The organism is Rhodovibrio salinarum DSM 9154, from assembly GCF_000515255.1.
Classification (GTDB): Bacteria; Pseudomonadota; Alphaproteobacteria; order Kiloniellales; family Rhodovibrionaceae; genus Rhodovibrio; species Rhodovibrio salinarum.
In genome coordinates this window covers 1,792,774-1,811,721 of the sequence record NZ_KI911559.1, presented here as the reverse complement: position 1 = coordinate 1,811,721, position 18,948 = coordinate 1,792,774, and the positions used below count along the sequence as shown (strand labels likewise).

20 protein-coding genes and 1 other RNA gene are annotated in these 18,948 nt (G+C 66.7%); 11 read left to right on the top strand and 10 right to left on the bottom strand.

The window, feature by feature from the left end; all coding sequences use genetic code 11:
- Nucleotides 1-3: 3 nt before the first annotated feature.
- From RHOSA_RS0108435 to RHOSA_RS0108415, 5 genes are read right to left on the bottom strand one after another with little or no spacing between them, the layout of a single operon-like run.
- Nucleotides 4-513: a YbgC/FadM family acyl-CoA thioesterase gene (locus RHOSA_RS0108435; RefSeq protein ID WP_081728584.1), complete on the bottom strand. Its 510-nt coding sequence runs from the start codon at nucleotides 511-513 to the stop codon at nucleotides 4-6.
- On the bottom strand, nucleotides 510-1,607 hold the full coding sequence (ruvB, locus tag RHOSA_RS0108430) for a Holliday junction branch migration DNA helicase RuvB (protein WP_027288327.1): 1,098 nt from the start codon (nucleotides 1,605-1,607) through the stop codon (nucleotides 510-512). Before ruvB ends, RHOSA_RS0108435 begins: the two co-directional genes overlap by 4 nt.
- Nucleotides 1,604-2,239, bottom strand: a complete 636-nt coding sequence (gene ruvA, locus RHOSA_RS0108425; RefSeq protein ID WP_027288326.1) for a Holliday junction branch migration protein RuvA — start codon at nucleotides 2,237-2,239, stop codon at nucleotides 1,604-1,606. The genes ruvB and ruvA overlap by 4 nt, the downstream gene beginning before the upstream one ends.
- A complete protein-coding gene (gene ruvC, locus RHOSA_RS21345) occupies nucleotides 2,236-2,868 on the bottom strand; it encodes a crossover junction endodeoxyribonuclease RuvC (protein ID WP_081728583.1) in 633 nt (210 codons plus the stop codon). Before ruvC ends, ruvA begins: the two co-directional genes overlap by 4 nt.
- 34 nt (nucleotides 2,869-2,902) lie before the next feature.
- Nucleotides 2,903-3,676: a YebC/PmpR family DNA-binding transcriptional regulator gene (locus RHOSA_RS0108415; RefSeq protein ID WP_027288325.1), complete on the bottom strand. Its 774-nt coding sequence runs from the start codon at nucleotides 3,674-3,676 to the stop codon at nucleotides 2,903-2,905.
- 449 nt (nucleotides 3,677-4,125) lie between these two features.
- Here RHOSA_RS0108415 and RHOSA_RS0108410 point away from each other — a divergent pair, with 449 nt between their 5' ends.
- Nucleotides 4,126-4,398: a hypothetical protein gene (locus RHOSA_RS0108410; protein ID WP_027288324.1), complete on the top strand. Its 273-nt coding sequence runs from the start codon at nucleotides 4,126-4,128 to the stop codon at nucleotides 4,396-4,398.
- A gap of 36 nt (nucleotides 4,399-4,434) precedes the next feature.
- Here the strand turns inward: RHOSA_RS0108410 and RHOSA_RS0108405 are convergent, their stop codons facing one another.
- From RHOSA_RS0108405 to RHOSA_RS0108390, 5 genes are all read right to left on the bottom strand, one after another.
- Nucleotides 4,435-5,250, bottom strand: a complete 816-nt coding sequence (locus RHOSA_RS0108405) for a TIGR00282 family metallophosphoesterase (RefSeq protein WP_027288323.1) — start codon at nucleotides 5,248-5,250, stop codon at nucleotides 4,435-4,437.
- Nucleotides 5,250-5,897 (bottom strand): 5-formyltetrahydrofolate cyclo-ligase, encoded by a 648-nt coding sequence (locus tag RHOSA_RS0108400; RefSeq protein WP_081728582.1) that lies wholly within the window; start codon nucleotides 5,895-5,897, stop codon nucleotides 5,250-5,252. The genes RHOSA_RS0108405 and RHOSA_RS0108400 overlap by 1 nt, the downstream gene beginning before the upstream one ends.
- A gap of 99 nt (nucleotides 5,898-5,996) precedes the next feature.
- Nucleotides 5,997-6,158: non-coding RNA, 6S RNA (ssrS, locus tag RHOSA_RS24680), on the bottom strand.
- Between the two features lie 12 nt (nucleotides 6,159-6,170).
- A complete protein-coding gene (locus tag RHOSA_RS0108395) occupies nucleotides 6,171-6,506 on the bottom strand; it encodes a cell division protein ZapA (protein WP_027288321.1) in 336 nt (111 codons plus the stop codon).
- Between the two features lie 67 nt (nucleotides 6,507-6,573).
- Nucleotides 6,574-6,885, bottom strand: a complete 312-nt coding sequence (locus RHOSA_RS0108390; protein ID WP_156092622.1) for a hypothetical protein — start codon at nucleotides 6,883-6,885, stop codon at nucleotides 6,574-6,576.
- Nucleotides 6,886-7,338: 453 nt separating this feature from the next.
- Here RHOSA_RS0108390 and tkt point away from each other — a divergent pair, with 453 nt between their 5' ends.
- From tkt to RHOSA_RS0108340, 10 genes are all read left to right on the top strand, one after another.
- A complete protein-coding gene (gene tkt / locus RHOSA_RS0108385) occupies nucleotides 7,339-9,357 on the top strand; it encodes a transketolase (protein WP_081728581.1) in 2,019 nt (672 codons plus the stop codon).
- Nucleotides 9,358-9,557: 200 nt separating this feature from the next.
- Nucleotides 9,558-10,568 (top strand): class I fructose-bisphosphate aldolase, encoded by a 1,011-nt coding sequence (locus RHOSA_RS0108380; RefSeq protein ID WP_027288318.1) that lies wholly within the window; start codon nucleotides 9,558-9,560, stop codon nucleotides 10,566-10,568.
- A gap of 214 nt (nucleotides 10,569-10,782) precedes the next feature.
- A complete protein-coding gene (gap, locus tag RHOSA_RS0108375) occupies nucleotides 10,783-11,796 on the top strand; it encodes a type I glyceraldehyde-3-phosphate dehydrogenase (RefSeq protein ID WP_027288317.1) in 1,014 nt (337 codons plus the stop codon).
- 212 nt (nucleotides 11,797-12,008) lie between these two features.
- Nucleotides 12,009-12,431 (top strand): hypothetical protein, encoded by a 423-nt coding sequence (locus RHOSA_RS24125; protein ID WP_051431954.1) that lies wholly within the window; start codon nucleotides 12,009-12,011, stop codon nucleotides 12,429-12,431.
- Between the two features lie 34 nt (nucleotides 12,432-12,465).
- Nucleotides 12,466-13,095: a thiamine phosphate synthase gene (locus RHOSA_RS0108365; protein WP_027288316.1), complete on the top strand. Its 630-nt coding sequence runs from the start codon at nucleotides 12,466-12,468 to the stop codon at nucleotides 13,093-13,095.
- Between the two features lie 170 nt (nucleotides 13,096-13,265).
- Complete coding sequence (gene efp / locus RHOSA_RS0108360) at nucleotides 13,266-13,835, top strand: elongation factor P (protein ID WP_027288315.1); 570 nt, start codon at nucleotides 13,266-13,268, stop codon at nucleotides 13,833-13,835.
- Between the two features lie 121 nt (nucleotides 13,836-13,956).
- A complete protein-coding gene (locus RHOSA_RS0108355) occupies nucleotides 13,957-14,820 on the top strand; it encodes an inositol monophosphatase family protein (protein ID WP_027288314.1) in 864 nt (287 codons plus the stop codon).
- 123 nt (nucleotides 14,821-14,943) lie between these two features.
- On the top strand, nucleotides 14,944-16,095 hold the full coding sequence (locus tag RHOSA_RS24120; protein ID WP_051431953.1) for an OmpA family protein: 1,152 nt from the start codon (nucleotides 14,944-14,946) through the stop codon (nucleotides 16,093-16,095).
- A 162-nt stretch (nucleotides 16,096-16,257) separates the two neighbouring features.
- Nucleotides 16,258-17,514, top strand: a complete 1,257-nt coding sequence (locus RHOSA_RS21330) for a flagellar motor protein MotA (protein ID WP_215904998.1) — start codon at nucleotides 16,258-16,260, stop codon at nucleotides 17,512-17,514.
- A gap of 3 nt (nucleotides 17,515-17,517) precedes the next feature.
- Nucleotides 17,518-18,948, top strand: coding sequence for a peptidoglycan -binding protein (locus RHOSA_RS0108340; RefSeq protein ID WP_027288313.1), 1,431 nt, complete (start codon nucleotides 17,518-17,520; stop codon nucleotides 18,946-18,948).

Here is an 18,948-nt window from a genome sequence, read left to right as displayed (position 1 = left end):
CGTTCAGGTTGGCTCCTGCAATTGCTTATAGGGGTCGAGCGCCCGAAGGACATCGTCCGGCAGACGTGCCGGGCGGGTGTTGGTATCCAGGCAGGCCACGCGCACCCGCGCCCGGGCGATCTCCCGTCGCTCCAGGGCATGCACTAGGCACTGCTCGATGGTCAGCTGCACGCGGCCGAACTTGCGACAGAAGGAGCGGATCTCCAGCACGTCGTCCAGCCGGGCGGGCGAGAGGTAATCGACCTCGGCGCCGGCGACCGCGAACGCGAGCCCGCGTTCCTCCATCAGCCGGCGCTGGCCGATGCCAACCAGGCGCAGCATCTCGGTGCGCGCCCGCTCGGCATACCGCAGATAGTTGGCGTAGTAGACGATGCCGGCGGCATCCGTGTCCTCGTAATAGATCCGCATCCACATCCGGTGCACGCCGGATTCCGGATCCAGGCGGCCGGACAGGCCACGGGCTTCCTGCGGCAGGTCGGCCGGCAAGGTCTCGCTCGGCGGCAGCTCGGTCATGCCGCCCCTCCGCTCGCGCCAGTTGCCGGGCCATCCGCCGGATCGGCGTCCGGATCACCTGCGTCTCCCAGCATGTCGAGCTGGGCCGCGACGCGCGGGGTCGGCTTCAACCCCAGATAAGAAAAGCCCTGGCTGGTCAGCATCCGACCGCGCGGCGTGCGCTGCAGCAGGCCCTGCTGGATCAGGTAGGGTTCGATGACTTCCTCCGGCACATCGCGTTGCTCGCTGAGCGCGGCAGCCAGCGTCTCCACGCCGACCGGCCCGCCACCGTAGTTCTCCGCCAGACAGCGCAGGTAGCGGCGGTCCATCGAGTCCAGCCCGCGTTCGTCGACCTGCAAGCGCTTCAGGGCGTTGTCGGCGACGCCCTGGTCGATCAGCGCGTTGTCGGCGACGGCGGCGAAGTCGCGGACCCGGCGCAGCAGCCGGCCAGCGACACGCGGCGTGCCACGCGACCGGCGGGCAACCTCCATGGCGCCGTCCGCGCTCATCTCGATGCCGAGCACCCGCGCCCCGCGGGCGACGATCAGCTTGAGCTCGTCGGGCTGGTAGAACTGCAGACGCAGCGGGATGCCGAAGCGCTCGCGCAGCGGCGTGGTGATCAGGCCCGAGCGCGTGGTCGCGCCAACCAGCGTGAACGGCGGCAGGTCGATCCGCACCGAGCGCGCCGCCGGCCCCTCCCCGATGATCAGATCGAGCTGAAAATCTTCCATCGCTGGATAGAGGATCTCCTCGACCTGCGGGGTCAGGCGGTGAATCTCGTCGATGAACAGGACGTCGCGTGGCTGCAGATTGGTCAGGATCGCGGCCAGATCGCCCGGCTTGGCGATCACGGGGCCGCTGGTGTGGCGGAAGCCGACCCCCAACTCGCGCGCGACGATCTGCGCCAGCGTGGTCTTGCCCAGGCCCGGCGGACCGAAGAACAGCACATGATCCAGCGCCTCGCCGCGCCGACGGGCCGCCTCGATGAACACCGACAGGTTGGACCGCAGCTCCTGCTGGCCGACGAACTCGTCCAGCCCCGCAGGGCGCAGGTTCGCCTCGCCCGTGTCCTCTTCCGTGCGTTCGCTCTGGACGACCCGCTGGTCGTCGGTCATTGGGAGAGCTCCTTAAGCCCTTCCGTGATCAGGGTCTGCAAGCCAGCGTCCCGGCCCAGCCGACGGCTTGCCGCGGCCACCGCAGTGAACGCCTCAGTGCGCCTGTAGCCCAGATTGGTCAAGGCGCTCACGGCATCCTCACTCACCTCGCCCAAGTTCGACACAGCCGGCCCCTCGCCCCCGGTGTCCGCGGCCGGCGATTCGCCGCTGGCCGTGGGGCCAAGAGCGATCGTCCCGGCCTTGTCCTTCAGTTCGGCGGTGATCCGCCCGGCCAGCTTGGGGCCGACGCCATTGGCGCGCGCCACCGACTGCTTGTCCTGCGCGGCCACGGCCTGGGCAAGCTGGTCGGGAGGGAGCACCGAAAGAATGGCAAGAGCATGGCGCGCGCCGACGCCCTGCACGGTGTTGAGCAAACGGAACCAATCGCGCTCGGCCGTCTCATGGAAGCCGTAGAGCAGGATCGCGTCCTCGCGCACCACCGTCTCGATCATCAGGGCGACGGCCTCGCTGCGGCCGGGTAGACGCCCCAGTGTGCGGCTGGAGGCGTGCACGAGGTAGCCGACGCCGCCGACGTCCAAAATCAGATGATCGTCATCGACCTCGTCGACCATGCCACGCAGCTTGCCGATCACCGTCGCCGTCCTTTCCTGGGTACCGCCCGACCGCCGGCAGGCTGGCGCGCCGGCGTTTCGTCAGCCGCGGCCTGACCCGGGACCTGCCCGTTGCCGGAAGCCGAGATTGCCAGCGCGCGCGTATCGCTTCCGCCGGACGCCGCACCGCCCCAACGGCTGGTGCTGCCGGCGTGATGGGCATGGCAGATCGCCACCGCCAGTGCGTCGGCGCTATCGGCGTTGCGGATTTCGACCCCGGGGAGCAGGCGGCCGACCATCATCGTGACCTGCTCTTTCTCGGCATGACCGGTCCCGACCACGGCCTTCTTCACGATCATCGGCAGATACTCGACGACCGGCAGCCCGCCTAAGGCTGGCACCAGCAGCGCGACCCCGCGCGCGACACCAAGCTTGAGCGTCGACTGCGCGTTCTTGTTGACCAGGGTCTCCTCGACCGCCGCTTGATCCGGCCGGTATTCCGCCAACACGGCGTTGATGCCCTCGTGCAGCTCGACCAGCCGCTCGGCGGTGGTGAGCTCGGCGGTGGATTGCACGATCCCGTTGGCAACGTGCGACAGGCGCGCGCCGTCGGCGTCGATCACCCCCCAACCGGTGCGCCGCAGCCCGGGGTCGAGGCCGATCACACGCATGCGCGCCCCACTTGCCAAGCGGCGCCGGCTGGCGTCACGCCGACAGCCGCTGCATGACGTCGTCGTCGAGTTCCAGGTTGGAGGTCACCTGCTGCACGTCGTCGTAATCCTCCAGCGTATCGAGCAGCTTCAGCAGGGTCTGCGCCTGTTCCTCACTGACCGGCTGGGTGGAGTGCGGCTTCCAGCCCAGGCGCGCCTCCTTCGGATCGCCGAACCGTTCGGTCAAGGTGTCACGCACGGTGGAGAAATCGTTCGCCTGGCAGATGACCTCGTAGCTGCCGGGCTCATCGTCGTCCTCGTTCGCGGGCTGATGCTGCACATCGTCCGCGCCCGCCTCGGCAGCGACTTCGAACACGGTATCGAAGTCGGCGACCGTCTCCGGGAAGATCACCCGACCGACCCGCTCGAACATCACCGAAGCGGAGTTGGTCTCGCCCAGGTTGCCACCCAGCTTGGAGAAGGCGCTGCGCACTTCCGAAGCGGTCCGGTTGCGGTTGTCGGTCAGGGTGTCGACCACGATCGCCACCCCGCCGGGACCATAGCCCTCGTAACGGACCTCTTCGTAGTTCTGGCTGGCGCCCTCGCCGGTCGCCTTCTTCAGCGCCCGCTCGATGTTGTTGTTCGGCATGTTGTTCGCCCGTGCCTGGGCGATCGCCGAGCGCAGGCGCGGGTTGGAATCCGGATCGTCGCCGCCTTCCTTGGCGGAGACGGTGATCTCGCGGGCAAGCTTGGTGAACAGCCGGGCGCGTTTCTTATCCTGCGCGCCCTTGCGGTACATGATGTTTTTGAACTGCGAATGGCCTGCCATCGCGTCCGCGCTCCCAAATACTGCGGTTGAAGCTTATAGCACAGCTATATCTAGGGTAAAATCGCTATCCCCGCCGGCGCTCTCGTGCTTTCTGGCCCAGCTGTCGCGACCCGAGCGTGGCCGCCGGCGCGTGTGCTTCTAGCAGCTTTGACTCCACGTCTGAAGCCCCCGGCGGCCGGGCACCCCCATGGGTCTCCAACGATCCGGGGAAAACCCGCCGGGAAGCGTTGAGCGCACCATTACTTGAATGCATTTTTACATGCACAATATGCATAGGATCAGCCGCGGCCGGTAAGCGACACCGCGTTCCGCGCCACAGCGGTTAACCGTGCCTTAAGACGGCTGGATTAGCATATCGCGTGTGCGGGGCAGCCGGGCATCACCGGGACACCCCACGCCACAGGCCGCTACCAGCCCTCTTGGCCAGATCACGCTTGGAAGGTACCGCCATGTCCCAGGCCCAGCCCGCCACCGATCCGACCCGCCCCGAGCTCGCCGAAGAACTGCCGGTCGACCCGGAAGCCCGGGCCGAGACGCGTGCCCGCGCGGCCGAGAGCGTGGCCGCTTTCGCACAGAGCAGTGCCCTCGCGGCCCTGGATGCCTTGTTCGAAGCCGTCAACTACGAGGCTGCCGCGCGAACGGCCGCGGAGACGACCGAGCGCACCGAGCTGCTCGACACCGAGGTCCGCCGCTTCCGCGCCCTGGCGGACCAGACATCTTAAAAGCGCATCGTCTCGCGGGAGCCCACGCGCCCCACATCACACCGCCGGAATCGTCTCCGCCAGCCGACCGCCAACGCGCACCGGCTCGACCCGGGTTGCCAAACCGGTACGGCCATCGGTCTCCATATAGAGACCGCACAGCGTGGCTTCGCCCGTCGCAGGCCCTAGACGTTCGGTCGGCAGCTTCTTGGTGAAGCGCGCAACCGGCGCTTCCTTGGTCATGCCGATTACAGAGTTGTAGTCGCCCGTCATCCCGGCATCGGACTGATAAGCGGTGCCGCCATCCAGAATCATCACGTCGCTGGTCGGCACATGGGTGTGCGTGCCGACACACATCGACACCCGCCCGTCCAGATAGTGGCCCATCGCCATCTTTTCGCTGGTCGCCTCGGCGTGAAAATCGACGATGGCGGCATGCACCGTCTGACCCAGGCGGTGCTTGGTAAGCTCGCGATCGGCGAGCGCGAAGGGATCGTCCAAGGGGTCCATGAACAGCCGGCCCATCAGATTCATCACCAGAACCTTGGTGCCGCGCCGCCCCTCGAACACGCCCGTCCCGCGTCCTGGGGTGCCGGCGGGGAAATTCGCCGGCCGCAGCAGGCGCGGCTCCCGTTCGATGTAGCTGAGCGCTTCCTTCTGGTCCCAGGAATGGTTGCCGCCGGTGACCACGTCGGCGCCGCAGTCGAGGATCTCCTGGCAGATCTTCTCGGTGATCCCGGCCCCGTGGGCGGCGTTTTCACCGTTCACCGCAACGAAGTCGGGCTTCAACGCGCGCTTCAGGCGGGGAAGATGCTCGGCGATGGCGTTCCGGCCGGCCCGACCCATCACATCGCCCACGAACAACAAGCGCATCAGGCAGTTCCTCCGCCCGACGGATCGAGGGCGACGGGACCCTGTTCGGTCAGCATCATGTCCAGGCGCTGGTCATAGCGGTCGCGCGGCACGACGTCGACCTCCTGCGCCCGATAGGCGACGCCGACGGCGAGCGTGTCCGGCTGATCGGCACGCAACTGCTGCAGCGTGCGGTCGTAGAAGCCGCCGCCATAGCCCAAACGGTAGCCGGCGCGGTCGAACGCCAGCAGCGGCACCAGCAGCACCCGCGGCACGATCACCGGCGCGCTTTCCGGCGGAACGCGCGTGCCGAAACCGCCGTCCTGCAACTCTGCCCCCGGTTGCCAGGCGCGGAAGGTCAGGGGCTCGGCCTTTGCGGTCATGGTCGGCAGGCCGATCGGATGCCCCCGCTCGTGCAGCGCTTCCAACAGCGGACGGAGATCGATCTCGTCGCCCAGCGGCCAGAACCCCGAGACGGCATCCCCATGAGCGAACGGCACGGTCTCGAGCACCACCCGCGCCAGCGCCTCCCCAGCCTGCGGATTGTCTTGGGCCGCCGCGGCACGACGCGCCTTGGCTTCGCGGCGCAGCTGTTGCTTGGCCTGATCGCGCCCATCGGGAGCGGCCCCGCCACCGGAACCGTCGGAGGACACGCGTGTTATCGTCATGGGAAAACGCTCGCGAGCGGAGGGTGCGGACGAACATGACTTCGGCGGCTGGTCTGTGCCGCCGGCGCCGGAGAGTCTGGAAAGCCGTCTTCAAAGGGGGGGTGTGCCGCGCCGGCCGTCGGCCGTTTCCATTCCCTGCGGGCCGAATAGACCAAGTGGGTGCCGTGCTACCGATGCCCGAGGGGCACCGGCAGGGACAGCTCCCGTTTCGCAGAGTATCGCCCCCGGGACTTGGTGACCTAACGCACCGGGCAGCACACCCTATCCCGGAACCTAGGAGGCTTCGAGGCGCGCGGCAATATCGTGCAGACGATCAGCGGTACCTTCGATCATCTGCGCCGCCCGCTCCTCGATCGCGCTGGCGCCACCAACCATGCCGGCCCCGTCGCCCTGGCCCGTTCCGCCCTGGCGCAGTTCGTACAACTCATCGGTGACAAGCAAACTGGCCATCAACAACAGCCGCGGGTCGCCCACCTGCCCGACCTGATTCACGACTTGCTTGACCTTGCCGTCGATGTAAGCACCCAACTCGCGGACATGGTCTTCCTGACCGTCATCACAGGCAACCTGAAACCGGCGCCCGTTAATATCGACCGCTACCTGACCCATGCCCGTTTGCCTTTCTTATCGTCGCCGTCAGGTCGCTGTGCGTCCCGTACCGCTCTTCGGCCAAGCCCTATTCGGCCAGAACCCCTTCCAGCCGATGGATCGCGGTATCGAGCCGCTCGCCCGCGTCCGCGCTAGCTTGGCGTAACTGTTCGTTTTCTGCCTTCAGGGCATCCAACTGCTGCGGATCGACGCCCGCCGGCCCGTCCTGCTCTGCAGCCTTGATCTTCGCATCCACCACGCGCTCCAAGCGCGTCAGCGCGGCGTTCAAGCGTTGTTGCGCTTCGTCCAGACGGGACATGCCATGACCGTAGCGGTTGCCATTCGGCGCGTCATGCGGACGCGTTTCTTGACGATAGGTGGCGGCGGCGCGTGCGGTCAACTCCGGACTCCGCACGACCGACGGCAACGGATGAGCGACCTCTTGATACGCGAATACTCCGCCCATCCGTAGCAGTTTTCCTGACCAAGAACCGCAATCGCGATAAGTTCCTGAACACTGCAGCCAGGTTCTATGACGTCACAAAAACTCTTATCAGCGGCTCCCTCGAAGCTGGGTCACTAGTGACATTAACGCCATTCGTTCACAACTTGCGACCGTACGCCGCACCCATGCTTGCTCTCGCTTCCATTGCGCCTTCAAAGTTCAGGCAAAGACTTAAGGTCGATTAAATATTTTTGCGGACACGCCCGCGCGTACGCGTGTTGACCCCCATGCCCCCCATCGGCATGTTCCAAGCTGAGTAGTGGGGCAAGGCCGACCGTTCGATCCGGCAGCGGCCGGTCGCGCCCGCTAAGACCTTTCTAACACACAACAATTGGGCTCGTACGTTTCATGGATACTGCGCAAACAACCGCCTCCATGCCGGGAACGGCTGAAACGGTCCCTCACAACGACATGGCCAATGCGATCCGCGCACTGGCGATGGACGCGGTACAAAAGGCGCAGTCGGGCCACCCCGGTATGCCCATGGGTATGGCCGACGTGGCAACCGTGCTGTTCACCCGCTTTCTGAAATTCGATCCGAAGCGGCCCGACTGGCCGGATCGCGACCGCTTCATCCTGTCTGCCGGGCACGGCTCGATGCTGCTGTACAGCCTGCTGTACCTGACCGGCTACGAAGAGATGACGCTGGAGCAGCTGAAGAACTTCCGTCAGCTGGGCAGCAAGACCGCTGGCCACCCGGAATACGGCGAGGCCGGGGGGATCGAAACGACCACCGGCCCGCTCGGCCAGGGAGTCGGCAACGCCGTTGGCATGGCGCTGGCCGAGCGCATTCTGAGCGCGCGGTTCGGTGACGACCTGGTCGATCACTGGACCTACGTGATCGCCAGCGACGGCGACCTGATGGAAGGCATCAGCCACGAAGCCGCCTCGATCGCGGGCCACCTAGGGCTCGGCCGGCTGGTCGTGCTGTTCGACGACAACGGCATCTCGATCGATGGCTCGACCGAGTTGTCCGACAGCGTCGACCAGATCAAGCGCTTCGACGCGTACGGCTGGCACACCCTGAGCGTCGACGGCCACGATCCCGAGGCGGTCGCACAGGCGATCGAACAGGCCCGGGCAAGCGACAAGCCCTCGCTGATCGCCTGCAAGACCACGATCGGCTACGGCGCGCCCAAGCTTGCCGGCAGCGAGAAGAGTCACGGCGCGCCGTTGGGCGAGGACGAGATCGCGGGCGCGCGCGAGAAGCTGGGCTGGCCGCATCCAGCTTTCGAAATCCCGGACACTATCCTGAACGCCTGGCGCCAGGTCGGCGCCAAGGGCGGCGAGCTGTCGACGGCCTGGGACAAGCGCCGCGATAGCGCTGATGCGGATATGCGCGCGGAATTCAACCGCCGGCTCGAAGGGCGCCTGCCCGAAGACCTCGGCACCGCGATCAGCGAGGTTAAGCGCACGCTGTTGGCAGAGAAGCCGAAGGTCGCCACCCGCAAGGCCTCACAGACCGTGCTGGAGGCCCTGGTCGAGCGGATCCCGGAGCTGATCGGCGGCTCCGCCGATCTGAGCGGCTCCAACAACACCAAGACCAGCAGCCATAAAGCCGTGACGCGCAGCGATTACGGGGGCAATTACGTTCACTGGGGCGTGCGCGAGCACGGCATGGCCGCGGCGATGAACGGCCTGGCGCTGCACGGCGGCCTGATCCCCTATGGCGGTACGTTCCTGATCTTCTCCGACTATGCCCGGCCATCGCTTCGCCTGGCGGCGATGAACAAGCTGCGCACCATCCACGTGATGACGCACGATTCGATCGGCTTGGGCGAGGATGGCCCGACCCACCAGCCGGTCGAGCAACTGGCCAGCCTGCGCGCGATGCCGCGACTGCAAGTGCTGCGTCCGGCCGATGCGATCGAGACCGCGGAGTGCTGGCAAATCGCCTTGGAATCGTCTGATACGCCCAGCGTGATGGCGCTCAGCCGTCAGGGCCTGCCCACCCTGCGCAACGAGGGCGCGGAGGAGAACTACTCCGCCTACGGCGCCTACATTCTGGTGCCCGCGCAGGGCCATCGCCAGGTCACGCTGCTCGCCTCCGGCTCGGAGGTCCAGATCGCGGTTCAGGCCCGCGAGATGCTGGCCGAGGAAGGCATCTCCGCGGCGGTGGTGTCGATGCCGAGTTGGGACATCTTCCTGAACCAGCCGGCGCACTATCGTGACGAGGTGCTCGGCACCAGCGCCCTGCGGGTGGCGATCGAGGCGGCAAGCGGCTTCGGCTGGGAACGCTGGACCACGCTCGACGGCGCGTTCGTTGGCATGAAGGGCTTCGGCGCATCCGCTCCGACGGGCGACCTCTACAAGCACTTCGGCCTCACCCCGGAAGACGTGGTGTCGACGGTGAAAGACTGGCTATAAGACCCGTTCACGAGAAACGTTCGGGGACTGGCTGGAACAACATCTTTCATTGGCCAGTCGGCACCACGACATCTGGCTTTAGACGCCGCGACGGCACCAGCCACACCGCGGCGCATCGCGGCCGGTAACCGCCCCCGGACCAGCCCGAGTCACGGGGATCACATCAGGATCGGCATGCCAACAGCGCACGGAGGGGAGACATGGACGCCAACCAACTGACCACCACCGCCAAACAAATGGTCGCCGACGGCAAGGGCTTGCTGGCGGCCGACGAAAGCACGCGGACGATCACCAAGCGCTTCGGTAACTACAACATTGAGTCGACCGAGCGCACGCGCCGCGACTATCGTGAAATTCTGTTCTGCACCCCGGACGCGGCCGAACATATCTCCGGCGTGATCCTGTACGACGAGACCATCCGCCAGGAAGCCTCCGACGGCCAGCCGCTGGTCAAGAAGATTCAGGATGCCGGGATGATCCCGGGGATCAAGGTCGATACCGGCGCCAAGCCGCTTGCGCCGTCCGGCGAAGAGAAAGTCACCGAGGGGCTGGATGGTCTCCGTGAGCGCTTCCAGGAGTATTACAAGCTGGGCGCCCGCTTCGCGAAGTGGCGCGCGGTGATCGATGTTGGCGACAACCGACCGAGCACTCAGTGCCTGAAGGCGAACGCCCACGCGCTGGCCCGCTATGCGGCGCTCGCACAGGAAAACAACATCGTCCCGATCGTGGAACCCGAAGTCCTGATGGACGGCACCCACGACATCGACGCGCACTACCGCGCGACCGAAGCGGCGCTGCGCGAGGTGTTCACCCAGCTGGCCGAGCAGAACGTCCTGCTCGAAGGCATGGTGTTGAAGCCGAACATGGTGCTGAGCGGCAAGGAAGCCTCGAAGCAGGCGGGTCCCGAGGAGGTCGCGCAGAAGACGCTGGAGTGCTTCCTGCGCACCGTGCCGGCCGCGGTGCCGGGCGCTGCCTTCCTGTCCGGCGGGCAGAGCGACCAGCAGGCCACCGAGAACCTGAACGCCATCAACAAGCTCGCCCCTAAGGTGGGGGCGCCGTGGGCACTCACCTTCTCCTACGGCCGGGCGCTGCAGGACGCCGCCCTTCGCGCCTGGAGTGGCGACAACGACAACGCCGAAACCGCCCGCAAGGCGTTCTTCGACCGCGCCGTTGCCACCGCTCAGGCCGCGCGCGGCAAATACGCCGCCTAAGACTCAACGCGCGGCAGTCGGCCGGGTGATCGGTTGTCAACCCGCCGAAATCGCCTAAATACGGCGCCGTCGGCCTGCAGTTGCCGGCGGCGCCGCTTTTCGGCGGATGCTCCGACGCAACGCTGGTCACGACCCGCGCCTAACCGGGGTGCGATGACGATCACCCCGCACCACACGAATAGTCACGTTTCGCAAAGACCAAGGACGAACACCCATGGCAGTACGCGTCGCCATCAACGGCTTCGGGCGGATCGGGCGGATGGTGCTCCGCGCCGCCTACGAGTCCGGGCGCAAGGACATTCAGATCGTTGCCATCAACGACCTGGCCGACCTGGAAACCAACGCCTTCCTGCTGCGCCACGACAGCGCCCACGGCACCTTCCCGGCGGAGGTCAAGGCCGAGGGCGGCAAGCTGAAGATCGGCGACTGGCCGGCGATCGACGTGATCCAAGAGAAGGATCCGACCAAGCTGCCCTGGGGCGACATGAACATCGACGTCGCGATGGAGTGCTCCGGCGTCTTTACCGATCGTGAGAAGGCCGCCAACCACCTGACGGCCGGTGCCAAGAAGGTGCTGGTCTCCGCGCCGTCGAAGGGCGCGGACATGACCATGGTGGTCGGCGTCAACGAGGATCAGATCGACCCCAGCTACGAGGTGATCTCCTGCGCCTCCTGCACGACCAACTGCCTGGCCCCGGTCGCCAAGGTGATGCAGGACAACATCGGGATCGAGCGCGGCTACATGACCACCGTGCACTCCTTCACCGGTGATCAGCGCATCGTGGATACGATGCACAAGGACCCGCGCCGCTCGCGCGCCGCGGCGAACAACATCATCCCGACCTCGACCGGCGCCGCCCGCGCGGTCGGCCTGGTGATGCCGGAGTTGGCGGGTAAGCTGGACGGCGCGGCCGTGCGTGTGCCGACGATCAACGTCTCGCTGGTCGACTTCAAGTTCGACGCCAGCAAGGCCACCGACGCCGACACGGTGAAGCAAGCCCTGATCGACGCGTCCAAGTCGGAACGCATGCGCGGGGTCCTGGGCATTTCGGACGAGCCGCTGGTCTCCACCGACTTCAACCACAACAGTCATTCCAGCGTCGTCGACATCGCCGAGACGCACGTGATCGACAAGACGTTCGTGCGGGTGATGAGCTGGTACGACAACGAGTGGGGCTTCTCCAACCGCATGTCCGATGCGGCCGTGAAGATCGGCCAGGTCGCGTAAGCACTCAGCACTACATGTGGCTTGAAACGGCGGGGTGTCCTTCGGCATCCCGCCGTTTTCGTGTGACGTACGGGTTTGGAGGGCGGCCAGCCGTCAGGCCTGTTTCGACCCCGCCCTTGCGGGCTGGATCAACATGACGTTTCTATTCTGAGAAACCTCCCCTTCGTCCTGAGCAGGCCGCCGTATTGACGGACGACGCCCCACGCGGGCCCATGCCCACTCCCTGCATCACCGTGCACAGCCTGGCGCACGCAGAAGTGGCGTTGCGCGCGGCGGCCGAAGCCGACGTGACCGTCACACTGCTGTCTGCCCCGGGCGCCGCCGCCTATGCCGGGCCCGGCTGGTTCGTGCAGCTGCTGGAGCAGGCGCGCCCCGGGTACGAGCACGCCCTTGCCAGCGCCTATCTGGACTGCGGCCCACGGCCGGGCGACGTGCTGGCAGCCTACCGCGCCGGCGTGGCCGGCGTGATCTTCACCGGCCAAACAGCCGTCGCGGAGAAGCTGCACGCGCTGGCGCAAGCCCACGGCGCCGCCTTCCGCACCGACCGGCCGGACGCGCTCGACCTCTTGGACGTGGCCGATCCCAAGAGCGCCGTCGCCGCATTTCTAGGCAGCACCGTCGCGCACGGGCGTTGATCGCGGATGGCCGGTTGGCTATCACCCGCGGGCCATGACCGATGACCCGCAAGATCCCCTCGCCCGCCTGTATCTGATCGTGCCGGCCGGCACGACCGCAGACACGCTCGCGGCCGCGCTCGACGGCGGCGACGTTGCCGCCGTGCTGCTGCCGCCCGAGGCGCCCGCCTCCCTGATCGAAACGGCGCAGGCACGCGACGTCGCCGCCCTGCTGGCCGACGACCCATCTGCGGTGAAGCGCCTGGATGCCGACGGTGTGCACCTTGGCCCTGGCGGCAAAGTCAAGGCGGCGCGCAAGAGCCTGGGCGAGGATCGGATCGTCGGGATGTTCTGCGCCACCTCCCGCCATGCGGCCATGATGGCGGGCGAAGCCGGCGCCGATTATGTCGCCTTCACCGCGCCGGAACCCGACCGGGGGCCACCGGAGACCGCGCACGATGCCGAACACACCGGCAACTTCACGTGGTGGCAGGCAGTGATGGAACTGCCCTGCGTCGCCATGGCGGAGCGCGCCGGACCGCCGATCACGCTCGACGACGTCACGCCGCTGGTCAGTGCCGGGGCGGATTTCGTCGCGCTGGCGGCGGCCGTGTGGCAGCACCCAGACGGGCCGGCCGCGGCCGTGGCCGAAGCGAACGCGCGGATCGCCCGCGCCGCGCGCTGAGCTTGCGGATCGCCGCGACAGCGACGCGACGTTTACTTGCCGGGGACGCCTTGCTAGGTTCCCGCCCGCTCGCCAGCCGGCAGCGCGCGGCCGCTTGTTTCACGCGGCAAGGCGCGCGCCGGCCCGGCGAAATGGAAACCAGCTGAACAAACGATCGAGACGAACCACCGATGCCCAAGATCGAAGGCAACGAAATCCGCGTCGGCAACGTGATCGAGCACAAGGGCCGCGTCTGGCGCGTGCTCAAGACCGAGCACGTCAAACCCGGCAAGGGCGGCGCTTACATGCAGCTCGAACTGCGCGACCTGTTCGACGGCAACAAGACCAACGACCGCGTGCGGTCCGCCGAAACGCTGGAGCGCGTACGCCTGGAGCAGCTTCCCTATCAGTTCCTGTTCGCCGATGGTGACGAGTACACCTTCATGGACCAGGACACCTTCGAGCAGATGACCGTTACCCGCGATGTGATCGGTGATTCGGCGGCTTTCCTGACCGAAGGCATGCAGGTCGAGATCGAGTTCTACGGCGAGACTCCCCTGGAGGTCCGCCTGCCGGAGACGGTCACGCTGACGGTCACCTACGCCGAACCGGTGGTGAAGGGGCAAACGGCCAGCGCTTCCTACAAGTCGGCGGATCTGGAAAACGGCGTGCGCGTCTCCGTCCCGCCGCACATCGAGGAAGGCCAGAAGGTGGTCGTGAAGACCGCCGACGGCAGCTACGTCGAGAAGGTGAAGGAGTAGCGCCCCCGCGCGCGCCTTCCATAGCCGTCCGCCCCATCCCGAGCCAACCGCGCCGGCACGTGAAGCGTGCCCGGACGCAACCGGTTCGGTCCCTGACATCCGACAGTCCGCCGGAAGCTGCATGGCCACCCGTTCGCCCGTTTTGAACATCATGATCCGCGCCGCCGACAAAGCGGCGAAATCGCTGAAGCGCGACTTCGGCGAGGTCGAGAACCTGCAGGTTTCCAAGAAGGGGCCCGCCGATTTCGTCTCCGCCGCCGACCGCCGCGCGGAAAAGACCCTGCGCCAGGAACTCTCCAAGGCACGCCCGGAATTCGGGCTGCTGATGGAGGAATCGGCTGAGCAGGAAAGCCGTGACGACCAGCACCGCCGGTTCATCGTCGACCCGCTCGACGGGACGACGAACTTCCTGCACGGCCTGCCCCACTTCGCCATCTCGATCGCGCTGGAGCAGCGCGGCGAGGTCATCGCAGGCGTGGTCTACGATCCCATCAAGGAAGAGATGTACTGGGCGGAAAAGGGCGTTGGCGCCTATCTGAACGACCGCCGCATCCGCGTCTCCTCCCGCGACCGGCTGGATAATGCCCTGATCGCCACCGGCGCCCCGTTCAAGGGCAAGGGCGACCGTCCGCAATTCCAGGCGGAACTGGACGCGGTGATGGCGAACACCGCCGGCATCCGCCGGTTCGGCTCGGCCGCGCTCGACCTCGCCTACGTCGCCGCCGGACGCTATGAGGGCTTCTGGGAGCGCGGACTGTCGCCCTGGGACATGGCGGCCGGCCTCATCCTGGTACGCGAAGCCGGCGGATTCGTCGGTGAGATCGAGGGCAAGGCGATCCGCGTAGACAGCCCGTCGATTATCGCCGCCAATGCGGCGTTGGAAGTCACCTTCCAGCGCCTGCTGCAGAAAGCGGCGAAACAAGCGAAGACCGCTCAGAAGGCCAGCCCGGATAGCGCCAATGGCAGCCCGGGCGCCCAAAGCTAACCGCACGCCCCCGCCAAGCGACGTACCGAAAAAGGTCCAACAAGCCCGTCAGGCGTAAAGCGGTTGTCCCATATGGCCGGGCGACGTACGCTCATCCCCGGCGATTCTGTGAGGGAATTCCGCATGCTCCTGGCATACGTCCCACGATCGATTGATGCCCGCTGGCTGAGCCTTGGCGCGCTTGTCCTGTGCATGGCGTTGAGCCCGGCCACCCCGGCTGGTGCGCAAGACGGCACCGTCTATATCGGCGGCGGCAGCAACTCCGATACCGGCGCACGCGGCGTGCAAGGCCGCGACAACGTGATCGTCAACCTGGACGCGATCGGCGTCGGGCGCGACCGGACCTCGAACGACAGGGCTCCGTCGCCCACTGGCAATGCCGCTCGGGCAACACCTGCTCCCAGCAGCAACCAGCCAGCCGTGACGTTCGGGGAGCCCTTCCGCGGGCCCACCGGCACGATCCTGCGCTATCCGCCCCAGCGCCCGCCGCGAAGTGAACTGGTCATCGACCCGGAAACGCTCTCCGAGCGGCGCGTGGCGCGGGAGACCACCCAACCCCGCGACCCAACGCCCGCGCGCAAGCCCGCCCAGCGGCGCTCGGCTACCCCAGGCACCAAGCCGCAGATGCCCACGCGTAGCGAGAACGCCACCGGGGACGCCGAGTCCACAACCGCTCCCGAAACCGTGCGACCGACGCGGAAACCGCAAGCGCCGCAACCCACCCAGCAAGCGCGTCAAGCCCCCGAGGACGCCTCGGAAACAGCGTCACCATCGCGCGATCAGTCCTCCGACGGCATCACGTCGGTCGACGCCGGCAGCCAGGCCACACCTGCGCCCGAGCGCGAGGCGGTCGACAACGAACCGGCGACCGTAGCGGAGAGCGACGGCGACGCCCCTGCCGAAACGACCGAAGACCAAGGCACCGACGCGCCCCAAACGGCTGCCCTGCCGCCCAATGACCTGCCAGACCAGACGCGGTTGATATTCGACGGCGAGTCCGCCGCGCTGAGCGACAGCGCCAAGCAGTCGCTGGACCAATTGGCCGCAATGCTGGCGGACAATCCCCAACAGCGCATCCAACTGAAAGCCTTCGCAGAAGGGACCGAAGATACCGCCAGCCAGGCGCGCCGGCTGTCGTTGTCGCGCGCGCTTGCCGTGCGCACCTATCTGATCGATCAGGGCATCCGGTCCACGCGCATGGACGTCCGTGCGCTCGGCGCAACGGCCCAGCAAGGACCGCTGGGTCGGGTCGACATCGTGCCCGCCAACCGGTGAGCCCCCAACCGGTGAACCTGAAGACGCCGGCGCGCCCTCAAAACACCGCACGGGGTGTGTTATGAGGGCACTACTCCGTGCGAGTGTGCGCCGCGCGGTGGTGAACTGCGTGCTACCGACGCAGCCCACCCCGTCCAGGGCCAAGGGAGACAAGCGCCCGAGATGAGCCAACCCCGCCGTTTCCTGATCCGGATGCTGATCTTCCTCGCGATCGTCGTGGGGGCCGCCGTCATGCTGCTGCCGCAGCTGAAGGCCGCGTTCATGGGCAACCCGCTGTTCAATGGGTTGATCCTGGGCGTACTGCTGCTCGGCATCATCTACATCTTCCGCCAGGTGCTGCTGCTGCGCCCGGAAGTCGAGTGGATCGAACGTTTCCGCAGCGAAAGCCAGGGGCAAGGCCTGCCCAGCTCGCTGCAGAACGAACGTCCTCCCCGTCTGTTGAGCCCGCTTGCCAACATGATGGGCGAGCAGCGGCGCGGGCGCATGTCGCTCTCGACCCTGTCGATGCGCTCGCTGCTCGACGGCATCAGCAGCCGGATCAACGAAAGCCACGAGATCAGCCGCTACCTGATCGGCCTGCTGATCTTCCTGGGCCTGCTGGGCACGTTCTGGGGACTTTTGGAGACGGTGAACTCCGTCGCGGGCGCGATCAGCGATCTGAGTGCTTCGGGGCAGAACCCGGCGGCCTTGTTCGGGCAACTGAAGACGGCCTTACAGCAGCCCTTACAGGGCATGGGCACGGCCTTCTCCTCCTCGCTGTTCGGCCTCGCCGGCTCGCTGGTGCTGGGCTTCCTCGAACTGCAGGCGGGTCAGGCGCACAACCGCTTCATGAACGAGCTGGAGGAGTGGCTGTCCTCGATCACCAAGCTGTCCAGTGGCGGCATGGGCGAAGGCGCCGGCGCGGGCGAAAGCGTGCCCGCCTATATCCAGGCGCTGTTGGAGCAGACGGCGGATAGCCTAGACACGCTCCAGCGCACGATCTCGGGGGGTGAGGAAGACCGCGCCCAGATCAACCGCAACCTGATGCAGCTGACCGAGCGCCTGACCACCCTGACCGACCAGATGCGCACCGAGCAATCGGTACTGATGCGGGTTGCAGAGACGCAGTCGCAGCTCAAGCCGATCCTGGGCCGGATCGCGGATGCCGGCGACAGCGAACAGCCGGCCGGCGGCATGGACGACGCGACCAAGGACCATATCCGCAACCTGGACGTTCGTCTGGAGCGGCTGCTCAGCGACCAGAGCCAGGGCCGCGATCAGGTGATCAAGGAGATCCGCAACGAGATCCGCCTGCTCGCGCGCACGATCGCCGCGATCGCGGAGGAGACCGATCAGCCCCAGAGCGGCGGCGCGCAAGGCGGCTACGGATCGGGCGGTTACGGCGGCGGCGGTTACGGCGGCTACGGCAGCGAGCGCTAGACGATGTACCGCATGGACCGCACCGGCGGCAGTCAGCGGTCGGTCAACATCTGGCCCGGCTTCGTCGATGGTCTGGCCAGCCTGCTGCTGGTCGTCGTGTTCGTCCTGATGGTCTTCGTGATCGCGCAGTTCTTCCTGTCAGCGGCCCTGTCCGGCCGGGACGAGGCGCTGCAGCAGTTGCAGGAGCGGGTCGACGAACTGTCCGAGCTGTTGAGCCTGGAGCGTGACGCCAACGCCGATCTGCGCCTCAACGTCGCCCAGCTGTCCGGACAGTTGCAAAGCTCCGTCTCCAAGCGCGAGGACCTGCAGCAGCAGCTCGCCAGCCTGTCCGACCGCAACGACCGACTGCAACAACAACTCCAAGAGAGCGAACAGGTCGCTGAGGAGCGGAAGCAGGAACTCCAGCAGGCCTATCAAACGATCGACGCCGACAAGGACAAGATTCAGACCCAGCTGAACGAGCTCGCCACCCTCCGCAGCCTGCGCGATGAGCTGCGCAACGAGGTCACGACGCTCGAAAACACCCTCGCCGCCCTTGAGCAGGAGGCCGAGAAGCGCCAGGACCAGATCGAGAGCCTGCAGCAAAACCTGGAAGAGCAGCAGCTGACGGCGGAGGAGCGCCAGGAACGCATCGAGCAGTTGCTCGCCCGCCTTGCCGCCGCGCGACGGTCGTCCCAGACGCAGGAGACCGAGATTTCCCGTCTGCAAGACGAACTGGCAAAGCAACGCAGCACGGCCCAGGAGATGGAAAGCCAGCTCTCCCAGACCCGCGAGCAGCTGCAGCAGGCCCAATCGCTGAGCCAGGACCAGCAGGCGCGTCTCGACATGCTGAACAGTCAGCTCGCTTCCCTGCGTCGCCAGGTTGCCCGGCTGAACGCCGCGCTGGAAGCCGAGGAAGCGCGGAACGAAGCGAAGGATGTCCGGATCGCCAACTTGTCCGAGCGTCTGAACGAAGCGCTGGCGAACAAGGTGCAGGAGCTGGCGCGTTACCGCTCCGAGTTCTTCGGCCGGCTGCGCGAGGTTCTCGGCGACAACGAGAACATCCGGGTGGTGGGCGATCGCTTCGTGTTCCAGTCGGAAGTGCTGTTCGACAGCGGCTCCGCCCGGCTGGGCCCCGACGGCCGGCAGCAGATTCGCCAGCTGGCCGACACGCTGAACGACATTACCCAGGAGATCCCGGACAACATCGACTGGATTCTGCGCGTCGACGGCCACACCGACGACCGCCCGATCCAGACCGGCCGCTTCCCGTCCAACTGGGAGCTTTCCACCGCCCGCGCGACCGAGGTCGTCAAGTTCCTGATCGGCCAGGGCATTCCACCCGACCGCTTGGCTGCCACCGGCTTCGGCGAGTATCAGCCGATCGCCAAGGACGACAGTCCCGACGCCCTGCGCAAGAACCGTCGGATCGAGTTCAAGCTGACGACGAAGTAG

Coding starts and splice junctions, on each gene's coding strand:
- ruvC (WP_081728583.1), bottom strand. CDS start 2,868: ATGCGTGTGATCGGCCTCGACCCCGGGCTGCGGCGCACCGGTTGGGGG.
- RHOSA_RS0108340 (WP_027288313.1), top strand. CDS start 17,518: ATGTACCGCATGGACCGCACCGGCGGCAGTCAGCGGTCGGTCAACATC.
- RHOSA_RS0108405 (WP_027288323.1), bottom strand. CDS start 5,250: ATGCGCTTGTTGTTCGTGGGCGATGTGATGGGTCGGGCCGGCCGGAAC.
- RHOSA_RS0108380 (WP_027288318.1), top strand. CDS start 9,558: ATGGACGCCAACCAACTGACCACCACCGCCAAACAAATGGTCGCCGAC.
- gap (WP_027288317.1), top strand. CDS start 10,783: ATGGCAGTACGCGTCGCCATCAACGGCTTCGGGCGGATCGGGCGGATG.
- efp (WP_027288315.1), top strand. CDS start 13,266: ATGCCCAAGATCGAAGGCAACGAAATCCGCGTCGGCAACGTGATCGAG.
- RHOSA_RS0108435 (WP_081728584.1), bottom strand. CDS start 513: ATGACCGAGCTGCCGCCGAGCGAGACCTTGCCGGCCGACCTGCCGCAG.
- RHOSA_RS0108365 (WP_027288316.1), top strand. CDS start 12,466: ATGACCGATGACCCGCAAGATCCCCTCGCCCGCCTGTATCTGATCGTG.
- RHOSA_RS24125 (WP_051431954.1), top strand. CDS start 12,009: ATGCCCACTCCCTGCATCACCGTGCACAGCCTGGCGCACGCAGAAGTG.
- ruvB (WP_027288327.1), bottom strand. CDS start 1,607: ATGACCGACGACCAGCGGGTCGTCCAGAGCGAACGCACGGAAGAGGAC.
- RHOSA_RS24120 (WP_051431953.1), top strand. CDS start 14,944: ATGCTCCTGGCATACGTCCCACGATCGATTGATGCCCGCTGGCTGAGC.
- tkt (WP_081728581.1), top strand. CDS start 7,339: ATGGATACTGCGCAAACAACCGCCTCCATGCCGGGAACGGCTGAAACG.
- RHOSA_RS0108415 (WP_027288325.1), bottom strand. CDS start 3,676: ATGGCAGGCCATTCGCAGTTCAAAAACATCATGTACCGCAAGGGCGCG.
- RHOSA_RS0108395 (WP_027288321.1), bottom strand. CDS start 6,506: ATGGGTCAGGTAGCGGTCGATATTAACGGGCGCCGGTTTCAGGTTGCC.
- RHOSA_RS21330 (WP_215904998.1), top strand. CDS start 16,258: ATGAGCCAACCCCGCCGTTTCCTGATCCGGATGCTGATCTTCCTCGCG.
- RHOSA_RS0108410 (WP_027288324.1), top strand. CDS start 4,126: ATGTCCCAGGCCCAGCCCGCCACCGATCCGACCCGCCCCGAGCTCGCC.
- RHOSA_RS0108400 (WP_081728582.1), bottom strand. CDS start 5,897: ATGACGATAACACGCGTGTCCTCCGACGGTTCCGGTGGCGGGGCCGCT.
- RHOSA_RS0108355 (WP_027288314.1), top strand. CDS start 13,957: ATGGCCACCCGTTCGCCCGTTTTGAACATCATGATCCGCGCCGCCGAC.